Genomic DNA, 15,235 nt, shown 5'->3' on the forward strand with positions numbered 1-15,235 from the left:
ATTTTTATATTCCCGCCCTTTCTATTACTTCTTCCGCTAAATCTTCATAGGCTTCTGCTCCTTTAGAAGATGGGTCATATAAGGAAATAGGTTTGCCATAGCTTGGTGCTTCCCCTAACCTTACATTTCTGGGAATAATAGTCCTATATACTTTGTCCTTAAAAAATTTCTTTACTTCATCTACAACCTGAATAGACAGGTTTGTTCGGGCGTTGAACATTGTAAGTACTACTCCTTCTATTTCCAATGAGGGATTCAAACTCTTTTTTACAAGGTTTATGGTATTAATAAGCTGGGTAAGTCCCTCTAAAGCATAGTATTCACATTGAATAGGAATAATTACAGAATCAGCGGCTGTAAGCCCATTTATTGTCAAAAGCCCGAGTGAAGGAGGACAGTCTATTAGTATGTAGTCATACCTATCCTTCACAGTTTCTATCGCTTTTTTTAACCTGTACTCCCTTGAAATCATTGGGACAAGTTCAATTTCTGCACCAGCCAGTTGTATGCTGGAAGGTACTATATCTAACCCATACTCTTCAAGCTTTAATATAGCACTTTCCATGTTTTCTTCCTCAATCAGTACAGTATAGGTTGTGTGATCTAATGAGGCAGGATTTACACCAAAACCACTTGTCATGTTGCTCTGCGGGTCTATATCCACACACAAAACTTTTTTGTTTTTCATCGCCAGCGCAAATCCTAAATTTATAACTGTAGTAGTCTTGCCTACTCCTCCCTTTTGATTAGCAACGGCCATTACTTTTCCCACTGTTTCACCCCCTGTTTGTCAGGCAATCCTTATGTCTATTATATCATTGTTTACTCTATTGTTCCACATGGAACACTACTACAGGGGGCCTTTACAATATTATTTTTTGGGAATTCTTATGACAAACTCCAGATATTCTTCCTCTTCTTTTTGTGTATATTCTGCTTTTAAGCCAGATTTCTTCATCGCTTCGACCGTCTCCTTTATCGTATTTACAAAAATCCTTATATCTTTATAAAACTTCATCATCTTTTTCCCATTTCTCACTGGGCCTTTTGGGTTTTTCGTTATACTATCTATAACTTCTTGTACAAGTTTCTCCGTTTGACTTACATTGAGCTTCTTTTTGATGACGGTTTCTAAAACTTTTTTCTGCAATTCCTCATCAGGCAGTCTTAGAAGGGCTCTTGCATGTCTTTCTGTTAAATCATTTTCTAATAGTTTTTCTTGAATATCTTTGCTTAATTTTAAAATTCTCAATTTATTAGCGATAGTAGACTGATTTTTCCCCAATATTCTTGCTAGTTGCTCCTGGGTCAAATTGTGGTCACTTATCAAATTGTAATAAGCCTGGGCTTCTTCTATAAAATTCAGGTTTTCTCTCTGTAAATTTTCAATCAAAGATAAAATTGCTGAATCCTGATCATGAGCGTTGATAACTATTGCTGGTACCTCTTTAAGACCTGCTAATTTCGAAGCTCTCAATCTCCTTTCCCCCGCCACCAATTCATACGAGTTGTTTCCTACCATTCTTACCATTATGGGTTGGAGCACTCCATAAACCTTAATGGATTCGGCCAATTCCTCTAAATTCTCCATGTCAAAAGTTTTACGTGGCTGATACGGGTTAGGTCTTATAGCATCCACAGGTAGGTAAAGGACCTCTAAAGTTTTATTAGGCATCATTTCTCACACCCCACTTTTCACTCTACCACATATGAAAATATATATTCGACATAAATAAGGAAAATCCTTCTAAAATTATAAAAAAATTCTTCATTCGCAAACTTTGCAAGTTTTTTAGTCATTTATACAAAAGCTATCATTTTTAACTTAACTGTCTACCTACAACCAAAACCACCATCCTTTCCATAGAGAAGCCGCCCCCGAAATCTTCTGGATATTACTTTACCTTTCTGACAACATCTATATGAATTATAGCATAAAAATCTTTTATAAAAACCAAAAAATAAAAAGTTCTGCATAGTTACTCAGACATCTAAAACCTTCACTAGCAGAACTTTATTTTTATTAAAATCACTAAAACCCGATCTTGTCATAAAGGCTTATTTCTTATTAACTTCTCTTTTCTTGGATATTTCAATGGAAGATGCTCTTTCTTTTTTATCACGATTAGATGGTGAAGTATATCACTGAAGGGAAGTCTCACTTCAACTATATTCTCCACCGCACATTTTAATTCTTCAAAAGCCCTTTTGCATTCTTTAACTTCTCCAATCTCTCTCCCTTTCATGGCTATAAAATAGCCATCTGGCTCAACAAACGGAATAGCATATTCTAATAGAACATTAAGAGGTGCTACAGCCCTTGCAATTGCTATCTCAAATTTTTCCCTGTATTTTTCCGCATGACCCAGTTCTTCTGCTCTCCCATGGATTATTTCAACATCTGTTAAAGATAACACATGAGACAGATAAGATAAAAAATTGACTTTCTTTTTAGAAGCTTCCAGCAATGTAAGTTTTAAATTAGGAAAAACTATCTTTAAAGGGATACCAGGAAATCCTGCTCCCGTCCCAATATCTATTATTTTTTCATCGCCTTTTATTTTATCGCTTTTTAAAACAGATATGCTGTCAAGAAAGTGTTTTACAACGACTTCCTCCTCTTCAGTAATCGCAGTTAGGTTCATTTTTCGATTCCACTCCATTAAAACAGAATAATATCTTTGGAAATGTTCCATGTGGAACATTTCCAAAGATATTCCTAAAATTCTTCCCCCTTCAACCAGCATTTTCATCATTTTTTCACTCATCTGACTTCTTTCTCCTCATCTGTTGTAAATATATTAACAGAACAGAAATATCGGCCGGCGAAACTCCTGAAATACGGGAAGCCTGTCCAATGGAAGTCGGTCTTATTCGTGAAAGTTTTTCTTTTGCTTCATTGCTGAGCCCGTGAATTTGATAATAATCTATGTCTTCAGGAATTTTTTTGTTCTCCATCGCCTTGAATTGTTCTATTTGCCTCAATTGTTTTAGAATATAACCCTCATACTTTATATTTATATCAATCTGTTCTGCCACACTGTCTAAAATATCCTCCGGCCTTCCCGGATCTAAAAATTTAGTAGACTTATAATCAATTTCTGGTCTCTTGAGCAATGTGTAAAGGTCAACACCTGAGACAATAGGAGTGCTTCCTCTTGAAATCAAAAAGCTGTTAACTTCTTCTGTAGGTTTTACCATCACAGTAGGAATCCTCATCATTTCCTTTTCCAGTTGAATCTTTTTCCTTAAAAACTTTTCATATCTTTCTTCGGTAACAAGTCCAATTTTCTTACCGATTTCCGTTAATCTAAAGTCTGCGTTGTCCTGTCTTAAAATCAATCTGTACTCAGCCCTAGATGTGAGCATTCTATACGGCTCATTCGTTCCCTTTGTAACCAAGTCATCTATTAAAATTCCTATATATGCTTGAGACCTATCTAAAATCAAGGGTGGTTTTCCTAAAATTTTTAAAGCCGCATTTATGCCAGCCATTATTCCCTGCGCTGCAGCTTCCTCATATCCAGAGGTTCCATTCACCTGCCCTGCAAAATACAACCCCTCCACCAATTTTGTCTCAAGAGTAGCTTTAAGCTGCGTAGGGTCTATACAATCGTACTCAATAGCGTAGGCAGGGCGCATAATCTTTGCATTCTCGAGCCCCGGGATGGTACTCAATATTTCCATTTGAAGGTCTTCTGGAAAACTGGAAAATAAACCTTGAATGTACATCTCATAGGTGTCACGCCCTTCTGGCTCCACAAAAATCTGATGTCTGTCTCTATGAGGAAATTTCATTACCTTATCTTCAATAGAAGGACAATACCTAACACCAACTCCTTCTACTTCCCCTGTATAAAGAGGAGCTCTGTGTATGTTTTCCCTTATTATCTTATGGGTTTTTTTATTTGTGTAAGTAAGCCAGCAGGGTATTTGCTCTATCTCAATCTTATCATGCAGGAAAGAAAAAGGAGTTATAACTTCATCCCCCGGTTGTACAATCATTTTAGAAAAATCTACAGTTCTTTTATCGACCCTTGGAGGCGTAGAAGTATTAAATCTCATCATCCTAAAACCCAATCTCTTTATAGCTTCTGACAAATCTTTTGCAGGGAAAAGGCCACTCGGTCCGCTTTCAAATCCCACTTCCCCTATTATTACTCTCCCTCTCAAAAAAGTACCTGTCGTTATTATGCAAGCCTTGCACTTATAAACGGCACCAAGCTTTGTAACGACCCCTACTACCTTATTATCCTGAACCAATATATCTACAATTTCGGCCTGTTTTATATCCAGATTATCCTGTCTTTCTAAAGTATGCTTCATATTTGATTGATAAAGTTTCTTATCTACTTGTGCTCTTAAAGACCTGACGGCAGGACCTTTGCTGGTGTTTAAAGTTCTCATCTGAAGCAAAGACTTATCGGTGTTTACTGCCATCTCGCCCCCTAAAGCATCTATCTCTCTCACCAGTTGAGCTTTAGCAGGTCCTCCAATGGAAGGATTACAAGCCATAAGTGCTATTGCATCTAGATTCGTTGCAAAACCTACAGTTGTCAAACCTAATCTGGCAGATGCAAGAGCAGCTTCACTTCCAGCATGTCCTAACCCAATCACACATACATCATAGTCTCCTGCAACATACCTCATCTTACCACCTACTTCCCAATACAGAATCTTTCAAAAATCTGATTAATGACATCCTCTGTAGCAGTCTCTCCGGTGATTTTTCCTATTTCCTCTAAGGCTCCATTTACGTCTATTGTTATCAAGTCTTCACTAAAACCTTTTTCAATAGCTTCAAGAACACTTTCCATATACTTCTTTGCATTCATAAGAGCCTCTTTATGTCTTGCATTAGTTATTATGTCTTCTTCACCCGCAGATACCCTACCTTTGAATACCAAATTGTATATTTCTGTCTCTAATCTATCAAGTCCCAACCCTTTTATAGTAGAAACCTCTACTATTATACCATTTCCTACTAAATTTTTTAACTCTGTTTCATCAATTTTTTTTGGTAGATCAATTTTGTTAAGTACATATATGACATTCTTCCCAGAGATTATATCAAAAATTTCATAGTCTTCCTTTGAAAGTTCCCTCGAAGAATCTAAAACAAACAGGATAAGGTCAGCCTCAGCCAATACTTCCTTGCTCTTTTCTACACCTATTTTCTCTACAAGTTCATCTGTATGCCTTATTCCTGCCGTATCTATAAGTTTTATCGGAATACCTTTTATACTCATATATTCTTCTATTACATCCCTCGTCGTACCAGGTATATCTGTCACTATAGCTCTTTCTTGTCTTAAAAGTGCATTTAAAAGAGAGGATTTTCCCACATTTGGTTTTCCTATTATAGCAGTCTTAAGCCCCTCTCTTATTATTCGCCCACTTTCAGAAGCATCAATCAATTTTTCTATATCTTTCAATATTTCTTCAGCCCGTTTTTTGATTTCAGACTTCTCAAGCTCCTCCACATTTTCTTCCGGAAAATCAATTAAAGCCAGAAGATGACTTAAAAGTCCCATTATCTTGTCCCTCAACTCTCTCATCTTCTGTCCCAGTACTCCTGCCAGTTGTTTTTGTGCATACCTATTAGCAAGCATCGTCTTTGAAGTTATAATATCAATTACTGCTTCAGCTTGAGACAAATCTATTCTTCCATTTAAAAAAGCCCTTTTAGTAAATTCTCCCGGTTCAGCAAGTCTAGCACCATTTCTTAAAACTAGCTCCAAAATTTTGGATGTCACTACAATCCCACCATGACAGTTGATCTCCACGACATCTTCTCTGGTATATGTGTGAGGTTTTTTCATCACTGTCACCAGCACCTCATCATAAACCTCTCCTGTTTCAGGGTCTACGATATGCCCATAGTGAATTGTATGGCTTTTTACCGCCTTTATGTCCTTTTTTTTGAAGGGTCTAAAAATCCTCGAAAGAATTTCTAAAGCATCTTCTCCACTTATTCTAACAATACCTATTCCTGCTTCACCAGGAAAAGTGGAAATAGCAGCAATAGTATCAAACTCCATTCTATCACCGACCTTCTGTTTCTTAACAATCACATAAAATAATATACCAACTTTTCAACATTTTCAATCAAAAAATAAAAAAACCCATAAAAGGGTTTACTTTAAAGCAATTATAACTCTTCTATTAGGTTCTTCTCCTTCACTATAAGTTTCAACATAGGGATGATCTTGTAAAGCTAGGTGAATTATTCTTCTCTCATTAGGACTCATAGGTTCTAATTCTATACTTTCCTTCGTCTCCATTACCTTCCTTGCTAACTTTCTAGCAAGTCGCGTTAGAGTCTCTTCTCTCCTCTTCCTATAATTTCCTGCGTCTAAGACTATTCTCCTATATCTTTCATAACCTTTATATTTGCTTGCCACTACATTTACAAGGTACTGAAGAGCATCTAAAGTTTCCCCTCTTTTACCTATTAGAAGTCCCACATTTTTCCCTTGAAGATTAAATTTTATAGTATCCTCTGTCTCCTCGATATCAAAGGTTACATCCAGTTTCATAGCATTTATCACATTCTGCAAAAAATTTTTAGCACTTTCTTTGATGACATCCTTCAAAACCACTCTAACAATAGCCTGCTTGCTTATAAGACCTAGAAAACCTTTTCCCCCTTCGTCCAGAACCTCTATGTCCACCATTTCTCTCGGAACGCCAAAATCCTGTAAAGCAAGATTTATGGCTTCCTCTACCGTTTTACCAGTTCTTATTAACTCTTTCAACTCAGGATTCCCCCTTGAGCGTCTTTGTCTCTCTCATAAAAATATACTGCTGAATTATCTGGAATATATTGCTTGTAACCCAGTAAATCCCCACTCCAGCCGGCAAAGTGACAGTAATATACCCCATAAAGAGGGACATGAAAATATTCATAGAATTTTGGCTCTTATCAGTAGCTATCATTGCAGAAGAGATATAGGTAGTTACAGTAGCTAAAATTGGTATAATGTAGTAGGGGTCTCTTGCTGCCAAACTATGCATCCATAAAAAGGAAGCTGTAGAAAAAGCCGGGTAAGTCCTTAACATCATAAAAAGAGGCCACAGTATTATCAACGGTAAAAGCATGGGAAGACATCCCCCAAAAGGATTTATCTTTTTTTCTTGATACAATTTCATTGTTTCAATATTAAGCTTCTGGGGATCTTTACCGTATTTTTTCTTTAGCTCCTCTACTAAAGGTTGTATTTCTTTCATCTTTTTCATCGTATCCATCTGTTTTAAATAAAAAGGCAAAAGAAGAACCCTTATAAAAACAGTAAAAATTATTATAGCTACACCATAATTTCCTACATAGTGATGAATAAACTCTAAAAGCTGTCCTAAATACATCGCAATCGTTGCCATAATATACCTCCAAAAACAGTTATTTTACAGGGTCGTAACCTCCGGGGTTAAAGGGATTACAACGTAAAATCCTCCAAATAGACATTAATCCTCCCTTTAAAAGTCCATATTTAGAAATTGCTTCTATAGAATATTGGGAACAAGTGGGATAAAATCTACAAGTCCTTGGCTTTAAGGGAGAAATATATTTCTGATATAACCTTATTAGAAATATGACAAAATTTTTCATTTTTCCCTCTCCTTATATAAAGGAGTTTTTTTAAGTAATTTTTCTATCGATTCTTTCAAAGTATGAAAGTCTATATCTGCAATCTTTCCCCTCGCCACAAATACCACATCGTAACCTTGCTCAAGAAAAGGATTTAAATTTCTGAAGCTTTCATGAAGAAGTCTTTTTACCCTATTTCTAACTACACTCTTTCCTATTTTTTTGCTGACAGAATAACCCACCCTGTTTATCTTAAGTCCATTTGCCATATAATACATTACCACAAATCGATTGGAAACGCTCTTTCCACCAGAATATACCCTTTTAAATTCTCTGGTCTTCTTCAGTTTTGTTACACTTCTTTTCATCTATACCTCCACATGGCAAAAAAGGCCATTTAGGCCTTAGGCTGTGAGTCTGTGTCTTCCTTTTAATCTTCTCCTTTTTAATACATTTCTTCCTGCTTTTGTGGACATTCTTTTTCTAAAACCATGTACTTTTTTTCTATGTCTTTTTTTAGGTTGATAAGTGCGAAGCATTATTACCCCTCCTATAACCTAAAAATGCTATAAAAATTATAACGTTAATTAAATGGGATGTCAACAAAGACTTTATCAACAGGGAAAAATTTATCTACAGAAATTGTAGATAAAAATTTTTTTCTTAGTTGATAATCTGTTGATAATTTGCTATTATAAAAGTAAACCTGTTGATAACTTATATAAATTTTAGCCACAGTTTTAAAAAGTTATTCACAGATTGTTGATAAGTTTGTGGATAAGTTGTTATTCCTGTGTGAATCGACCTATTTAAATCTTAAAAAAGCTTGATAGGTCAATTTTTTTGTCGCAATTTTTCTTTAACATCATTTTTATCAACAGTACCTTGAAAACTGTTTTTTAAAAAAGAAATTTCAACAAAATTAAAAAGCACTTATCCACAAAAGAATTATGACGATAATATACTATGCCACCCTTTTTATAAAATTATCCACAATTATCTCTTTAAGCCTAGGAGGTCATACGATGTATGGTGATTACCGTCAAATTTGGGAGAGGATAGTGGAGGTTATAAAAAGTGAATTAACCCCCACCAGCTATAATACTTGGTTAGTTCATATAAAACCTTTGGCATTTTCAGAAGACACTTTATTTTTAAGCACCCCAAATACTTTTACAAAAAATATAATAAATGGAAGATATATTAACATAATTTACGACGCTGCATCTAAAGTTACAAATAAATTTATAGACATAAAAATACTATCAGAAGATGAAGAAGAATACAAAGAAATAAAAGAATCCATGGAAAAGGAAAATTCTTTTGAATCTACTCTTTTATCGACTTTAAACCCAAAATACACCTTTGACACCTTTGTAGTAGGAAACAGCAATAAACTAGCTCATGCTGCGTGCCTTGCAGTTGCTCAGTCACCCGCAAAAGCCTACAACCCTCTTTTTATATACGGAGGAGTGGGCCTTGGAAAAACTCATTTAATGCATGCTATAGGTCATTTCATAAACAAAAACCATTCTGGCTACAAAATAATGTACGTGACATCTGAAACGTTTACAAATGAATTAGTAAACTCTATTAAAGATGATAAAAACGAAGAATTCCGCAATAAGTACAGAAACATAGATGTCCTATTAATAGATGATATTCAGTTTATAGCCAATAAAGAACGGACACAAGAAGAATTTTTCCATACTTTTAATACTTTATATGAGGCTAACAAACAGATTGTTATATCAAGCGATAGGCCACCGAAAGAAATACCTACTCTGGAAGAAAGGTTAAGGTCAAGGTTTGAATGGGGACTTATTGCAGACATTCAGCCCCCAGACTATGAGACACGAGTAGCTATACTGAAGAAAAAAGCCCAATCAGAAAATTTAAACATCCCAGATGAAGTTCTTTCTTATGTGGCTGAAAAAATACAATCGAACATAAGAGAATTGGAAGGAGCCTTGATACGTATAGTAGCTTTTGCAACACTTACAAAATCAAATATAGACTTAGAACTCACAAAACACGCACTAAAAGACATCGTCTCTAATAAAACGAGAGAAATAACGGTTAAGCTTATTCAAGAAGAAGTATGTAAATACTACAACATAAAAATAGAAGATTTCAGGTCAAGAAAAAGAACCAAGAACATAGCATATCCCAGGCAAATAGCAATGTATTTAGCAAGAGAACTTACAGACCTATCTCTTCCTAAAATAGGAGAAGAATTTGGAAAAGATCACACCACTGTGATACACGCTTATGAAAAAATTTCAAAAGAGATAAAACAGGACGAATCCCTTGCAAGACAGATCGAAGAGCTTAAAAAGAGGATAAAAGGTTATTAACATATAAACAGGGATATCCCTGTTTATATGTTTTTGATATCAGCGTTTGTTAATAATGTTAATAACTTTTTAGACTTGTCCTCATTTTACTCACATCATAAAAACCTTCAATTTAAGCTTTTAAAATTAATACTCACAAATTAACAGCTTCTACTCCTCTTACTACTAAAGCTTATACTAAATAAATATTTTATGCCGCTTTTAAAATAAATATTCTTAAAAACAGGAGTGAAAAATATGAAATTTGTGTGTGATAAAAATTCATTATCGGAAGGTATTAATACAGCTATAAAGGGGGTATCCTCCCGTACCACCCTCCCTATACTTCAGGGAATAAAGTTAATAGCAAAGAATGATAAGATAAAGTTTATAGGTACAGATCTTGAAATAGGGATCGAATGTGAGGTCCCTGCACTTGTGCAACAAGAAGGAGAAGCTGTAATTCCAGCAAGGGTTTTTTCTGACCTTGTAAAAAAACTTCCAGAAGGAGAAGTAGAGGTCGTAAGTGATACCAATAATTTCATCAAAGTTGTATGCGGAGACATAAATTTTTCGCTTTCAGGCAGTAATCCCGAGGAATTTCCCGAGATACCCGAGGTATCAAGAGAAAAATCTTTCAAGCTTTCTCAATCGGTTCTCAAAGACCTCATAAAGAAAACGGTATTTTGTGTATCAGAAGAACAGACCAGACCTATTCTCACAGGAGTGCTCTTTGAGGTATTTCAAAACGAGATAAAGGCTGTAGCTCTGGATGGATTTAGAATGGCAATATATTCCTACAAATCCGAAGAAGCCTTTTTTGAAGAAGAAGTAGAAAAATATTCTCTCATAATTCCAGGGGATACTCTGGAGGAAATTTCGAAAATATTAAAAGAGGAAGAGGAGGATGTATACATATACTATACTTCAAATCAGGTGCTTTTCCAGATAAATAATACAAAAGTTATCTCAAGACTTCTTGAAGGAACTTTTATAAATTACAATGCAGTGCTGCCAAGAGATTTTAAAACAGAGGTTTTGGTAAACAAAGAAATTTTTATGGATAGCCTTGAAAGAGCTTCTTTGATAGCCGAAAGCAAAAATAATCTGGTAAAGTTTAATATTGGTGATAATTTCATAATAATATCTTCAAATTCTGAAAAGGGAAGTATGTCAGAAAAACTTGAAGTAGAGGTAAAAGGAATGCTTCTTGAAATTGCGTTTAATTCTAGGTACTTGTTGGATGCTCTTAAAGCAATTGATGAAGAAGAAGTAGTACTTTATTTCATAAATAGTATAAATCCGCTAATAATAAAACCAGTAGGTGAAAAGGAATATCTTTATATGATACTGCCGGTTAAACTGAATTAAGAGGTGTGTTTTAATGATAGAAATTTATATAAAAACGGAGTATATAACGCTGGGACAGTTTTTAAAATATGCAAAAGTTTGTAATACGGGAGGGCAGGCAAAAGCTCTTATACAGGAGGGAAAGGTGAAAGTAAACGGCATAATAGAACTTAAAAGAGGAAGAAAACTTTATAAGGGTGATATAATTGAAGTGGAGGGCAAGACTTTCATAGTAAAGTGAGGAGATCCTTTTGTACCTAAAGGAGATTCTTGTAGATAATTTTAGAAACTTAAAAAAACAAAAAATAGAGTTCTGCAGTGGATTAAATCTCATATATGGTTTAAATGCTCAAGGAAAAAGTAATCTCATAGAAGCTATAAGGATTCTCAGTATGGGAAGGTCCTTCAGAGGAAGTAAGATGTCTGAGATAATCAAATTTGGAGAACAGTATTTTTTCATAAGAGGTATTGTTGAAAGCAATGCTATTTATGAGAAAAAAATAGAGTTTGGATACAGGTCCAACGGAAACAAGGTTGTAAAAGTAAATGGAAATAAGTTAAAGACCATGGGAGAGATTCTAGGTCATTTTCTCACTGTAATATTTTCTCCTGAAGATATAGGAATAATAAAAGAAGGACCTTCCCGCAGGAGGAAATATTTAGATTCTTGTATTTCGGTCATAGACAAAAATTATTTTTTTGACCTTCTTCAGTATAACAGGGCATTGTCTAACAGAAACAGTCTACTTAGAAAAATAAGAGAAGAGGGAAAGGGTAAAGACCTTATTGAAATATTTGATGAGAAACTTTCGGAATATGGAGCAAGGATAATAAAGAGAAGAGGACAGTACATAGACAAACTAAAAGAGATTATGACAAATCTTTTGATGGAAATTTCGAATGAAAAACTGGATATAGTGTATTTAAATAGTGTAGGAGAAAAAGAAATCAAGGATGAAAATTTTATAAAAGAAAAATTAAAAGACAAATTGTCAAAGAGCCTGCCTTTTGATGTACAGTATATGTCTACACGAGTAGGGCCTCATAGGGAAGATTTTAAAGTGATTATAAACGGTTATGATTCGAGAATCTATTCTTCTCAAGGGCAGAAAAGAACTATAGTTCTAGCCCTTAAACTTTCTGAATTAGAAATTTTAAAAGAAGAAACAGGTGAAAAGCCTGTTTTGCTTTTGGATGATGTCATGTCTGAATTAGATGAAAATAGAAAAAGATATGTATTGAAAAAGATAAAGGAAATTCAATCTTTTATAACTCATACTACGAGATCAGATGTAAAAGGAGATTGTATTTTTAGAATTCATGATGGGATTGTTATGAGAGAATAGGGGGTTTTTGAAATGTACATACATTTAGGCGGGGACGTAGTAGTTCCGGATAAAGAGATAATAGGGATTTTTGATATGAACATAGTGTCTACTTCTTCTGTAACCCTTCAATTTTTAAAAATAGCTGAAGAGGAAGGGTTTGTTGTAAATATATCCAAAGAAAAACCTAAGTCTTTTGTATTGACTGAGAGAGATAGAAAAAGTATCATATACTTATCTCCTATCTCTGCTGTTACTTTAATAAGGAGAGCTCGCAAAATGTTTGAATGAGGAGGTAAAAAATGATTAAAAGAACTGCAGAAGGAATCATACTTTTTAGAAAACCCAAAAGATTAGAAATAAGGGTGCTGACTGATAAAATTGTAAATGTATTTATAACAGATAAAGAAGAAAAGAGAAAGGACACAATAGCTGTAGAAAAAAAGAGTTATCCTTCAGTAAATTTTGAGGTAAAAGAAGAAAATGGAAAACTGTTTATTAGCACAAAAAGTTTAGATATAGAAGTCGATATGGAAACATTATTTATAACTTTTAAAGATAAAAAAGGCAACATAATTAATGAGGATTATAAAGAAGTTGTGATAGAAGATTCAGAGGTGAAATGCTATAAGAGATTAAGGGAAGAACATTTTTATGGTTTTGGAGAAAAAGCAGGGTATCTTGATAAAAAAGGCGAAAAATTAGAGATGTGGAACACAGATGAATTTATGACTCACAATCAGACTACAAAACTTTTGTACGAAAGTTATCCTTTCTTTATAGGTATGAATAAAACGCATGTTTATGGCATATTTTTTGACAACAGTTTTCGCAGCTTTTTCAACATGGGAGAAGAGAGTGAAGAGTACTACTATTTTGGGGCCTATGGTGGGCAGATGAATTATTACTTTATTTATGGAGATGATATAAAAGAAGTTGTAGAAAATTATACATACATTACAGGAAGAATAGAGCTTCCTCCTTTATGGGCCTTAGGAAACCAGCAGAGCAGATACAGTTATACACCTCAAGAAAGGGTAATTGAAATAGCAAAAACTTTCAGAAAAAAAGATATACCTTGCGATGTTATTTACCTTGATATAGATTACATGGAGGGATATAGAGTTTTTACTTGGAATAAAGAGACATTTAAAGATTATAGGAAAATGTTAAAAGAACTAAATGACATGGGATTTAAAGTTGTAACGATTGTAGATCCTGGTGTAAAGAGAGATTATGATTACTTTGTATACAGAGAAGGAATTGAAAAAGATTATTTTGTGAAGGACAAGTATGGAATAACTTATGTTGGAAAGGTATGGCCCGGAGAAGCATGTTTTCCAGATTTTCTTCAAGAAAGGGTAAGAAACTGGTGGGCAGAAAAGATAGGAAATTTTATAAGGGATGGGATTAGCGGAATATGGAACGATATGAATGAACCGGCTGTCTTTGAAACTCCCACGAAAACAATGCCAGAAGATAATATACACGTTTTAGATGGGGAAAGAATAACCCATAGAGAAGCCCATAATTTATACGCTAATTACATGGCTTTAGCAACTAAAGAGGGACTTTTGAGGGAAAGGCCCAACGATCGTCCTTTTATTTTATCCAGAGCTGCTTTTGCGGGGATACAGAGATACGCTGCAATATGGACGGGAGATAATAGAAGTATATACGAACACCTTCTAATGATGATGCCGATGCTCATGAACATAGGTCTTTCTGGACAACCGTTTGCAGGAGCCGATGTGGGAGGTTTTGAAGGAGACTGCAATGAAGAGCTTTTTATAAGATGGATAGAGGCAGCTGTTTTTACGCCTTTTCTAAGAGTTCATTCTGCAATAGGTACAAAAGATCAGGAACCTTGGTCTTTTGGAAAAAGAGCAGAGGATATAAGCAGAAAGTTTATAAAAATAAGGTATGAGCTTCTTCCATATATCTATGACCTTTTCTACGAGGCTTACAGGAAAGGTTATCCTATAATGAGGCCGTTGGTATTTGAATATCAAAAGGATGAAAATACCCATAATATATATGACGAATTTATGTTGGGGGAAAATCTTCTTGTAGCTCCAGTATATCTTCCTTCAAAAGAAAGAAGAGAAGTGTATTTGCCAGAAGGCATTTGGTATGATTATTTTAATGGTGACGTGTATGAGGGAGGCAAATACTACTTGGTTGATGCTCCTATTGATAAAATTCCTGTTTTTGTTAAAGAGGGAGCTATTCTTGTCAAGCAAAAACCTCTCTCATACATAGAGGAAGAAGAAATCGAAGAAAAAATAGTCGAGATATACAATGGAGAAAAAGGTAAATACCTGCACTACGAAGATGATGGAAAGACTTTAAATTATAAAAAAGGGAATTATAACCTTTTCAATATAGAGTTTGATTATCATGAAGGAGAAGTTAATATAAAATTTGAAAAATTACATTTTGGTTATAAGGGTGGAGCTAAAAAGTATAGGTTTGTATTGAAGAATTTCAATGGGGTGAGAAGAGTGATAGTAAATGGGAGGGAAGTAGAAAATTACGAAATTTATATAAGCTGAGGTTCTATTTAAAACCTCAGCTTCAAACTGTTGACAAAATAAAGAAGTGGCATTTTGTGTGTAAATGCGACTTGTTGCCAA

16 protein-coding genes are annotated in these 15,235 nt (G+C 34.6%); 6 read left to right on the forward strand and 10 right to left on the reverse strand.

Annotated elements, in window-relative coordinates; genetic code table 11:
* Positions 1-4: 4 nt before the first annotated feature.
* The 10 genes from ACPLVE_RS07680 to rpmH form a co-directional block, all read right to left on the reverse strand.
* Positions 5-772 carry a ParA family protein gene (locus tag ACPLVE_RS07680; RefSeq protein WP_424610980.1) on the reverse strand — a complete coding sequence of 256 codons (768 nt, stop codon included), beginning with the start codon at positions 770-772 and terminating at the stop codon, positions 5-7.
* A 99-nt stretch (positions 773-871) separates the two neighbouring features.
* The gene (noc, locus tag ACPLVE_RS07685) at positions 872-1,678 is read right to left on the reverse strand and encodes a nucleoid occlusion protein (protein ID WP_424610981.1); all 807 of its coding nucleotides are present in this window, start codon (positions 1,676-1,678) and stop codon (positions 872-874) included.
* Positions 1,679-2,048: 370 nt separating this feature from the next.
* Positions 2,049-2,768, reverse strand: a complete 720-nt coding sequence (gene rsmG / locus ACPLVE_RS07690) for a 16S rRNA (guanine(527)-N(7))-methyltransferase RsmG (protein ID WP_424610982.1) — start codon at positions 2,766-2,768, stop codon at positions 2,049-2,051.
* A complete protein-coding gene (gene mnmG, locus ACPLVE_RS07695) occupies positions 2,761-4,650 on the reverse strand; it encodes a tRNA uridine-5-carboxymethylaminomethyl(34) synthesis enzyme MnmG (RefSeq protein WP_424610983.1) in 1,890 nt (629 codons plus the stop codon). The genes rsmG and mnmG overlap by 8 nt, the downstream gene beginning before the upstream one ends.
* An 8-nt stretch (positions 4,651-4,658) precedes the next feature.
* Entirely contained in the window at positions 4,659-6,041 is a 1,383-nt protein-coding gene (gene mnmE / locus ACPLVE_RS07700) for a tRNA uridine-5-carboxymethylaminomethyl(34) synthesis GTPase MnmE (protein WP_424610995.1), read from the reverse strand.
* Between the two features lie 96 nt (positions 6,042-6,137).
* Positions 6,138-6,758 (reverse strand): RNA-binding cell elongation regulator Jag/EloR, encoded by a 621-nt coding sequence (jag, locus tag ACPLVE_RS07705; RefSeq protein WP_424610984.1) that lies wholly within the window; start codon positions 6,756-6,758, stop codon positions 6,138-6,140.
* Position 6,759: 1 nt separating this feature from the next.
* Positions 6,760-7,380 (reverse strand): YidC/Oxa1 family membrane protein insertase, encoded by a 621-nt coding sequence (locus ACPLVE_RS07710; protein ID WP_424610985.1) that lies wholly within the window; start codon positions 7,378-7,380, stop codon positions 6,760-6,762.
* A gap of 19 nt (positions 7,381-7,399) precedes the next feature.
* Positions 7,400-7,609 (reverse strand): membrane protein insertion efficiency factor YidD, encoded by a 210-nt coding sequence (yidD, locus tag ACPLVE_RS07715; protein ID WP_424610986.1) that lies wholly within the window; start codon positions 7,607-7,609, stop codon positions 7,400-7,402.
* Complete coding sequence (gene rnpA / locus ACPLVE_RS07720) at positions 7,606-7,956, reverse strand: ribonuclease P protein component (RefSeq protein ID WP_424610987.1); 351 nt, start codon at positions 7,954-7,956, stop codon at positions 7,606-7,608. Before rnpA ends, yidD begins: the two co-directional genes overlap by 4 nt.
* 36 nt (positions 7,957-7,992) lie before the next feature.
* On the reverse strand, positions 7,993-8,127 hold the full coding sequence (gene rpmH, locus ACPLVE_RS07725; protein ID WP_011026763.1) for a 50S ribosomal protein L34: 135 nt from the start codon (positions 8,125-8,127) through the stop codon (positions 7,993-7,995).
* Positions 8,128-8,613: 486 nt separating this feature from the next.
* Here rpmH and dnaA point away from each other — a divergent pair, with 486 nt between their 5' ends.
* From dnaA to ACPLVE_RS07755, 6 genes are all read left to right on the forward strand, one after another.
* On the forward strand, positions 8,614-9,945 hold the full coding sequence (dnaA, locus tag ACPLVE_RS07730; RefSeq protein ID WP_424610988.1) for a chromosomal replication initiator protein DnaA: 1,332 nt from the start codon (positions 8,614-8,616) through the stop codon (positions 9,943-9,945).
* Positions 9,946-10,182: 237 nt separating this feature from the next.
* Entirely contained in the window at positions 10,183-11,295 is a 1,113-nt protein-coding gene (gene dnaN / locus ACPLVE_RS07735; RefSeq protein ID WP_424610989.1) for a DNA polymerase III subunit beta, read from the forward strand.
* A 13-nt stretch (positions 11,296-11,308) separates the two neighbouring features.
* Entirely contained in the window at positions 11,309-11,515 is a 207-nt protein-coding gene (gene yaaA / locus ACPLVE_RS07740; protein ID WP_424610990.1) for a S4 domain-containing protein YaaA, read from the forward strand.
* A 10-nt stretch (positions 11,516-11,525) separates the two neighbouring features.
* The gene (gene recF, locus ACPLVE_RS07745; protein WP_424610991.1) at positions 11,526-12,620 is read left to right on the forward strand and encodes a DNA replication/repair protein RecF; all 1,095 of its coding nucleotides are present in this window, start codon (positions 11,526-11,528) and stop codon (positions 12,618-12,620) included.
* A 12-nt stretch (positions 12,621-12,632) separates the two neighbouring features.
* Positions 12,633-12,890 (forward strand): extracellular matrix regulator RemB, encoded by a 258-nt coding sequence (remB, locus tag ACPLVE_RS07750; RefSeq protein WP_424610992.1) that lies wholly within the window; start codon positions 12,633-12,635, stop codon positions 12,888-12,890.
* A gap of 11 nt (positions 12,891-12,901) precedes the next feature.
* A complete protein-coding gene (locus ACPLVE_RS07755) occupies positions 12,902-15,154 on the forward strand; it encodes a glycoside hydrolase family 31 protein (RefSeq protein WP_424610993.1) in 2,253 nt (750 codons plus the stop codon).
* Positions 15,155-15,235: the final 81 nt, after the last annotated feature.

Origin of the sequence: Caldanaerobacter sp. (assembly GCF_049701115.1) — a bacterium.
GTDB lineage: Bacteria > Bacillota > Thermoanaerobacteria > Thermoanaerobacterales > Thermoanaerobacteraceae > Thermoanaerobacter.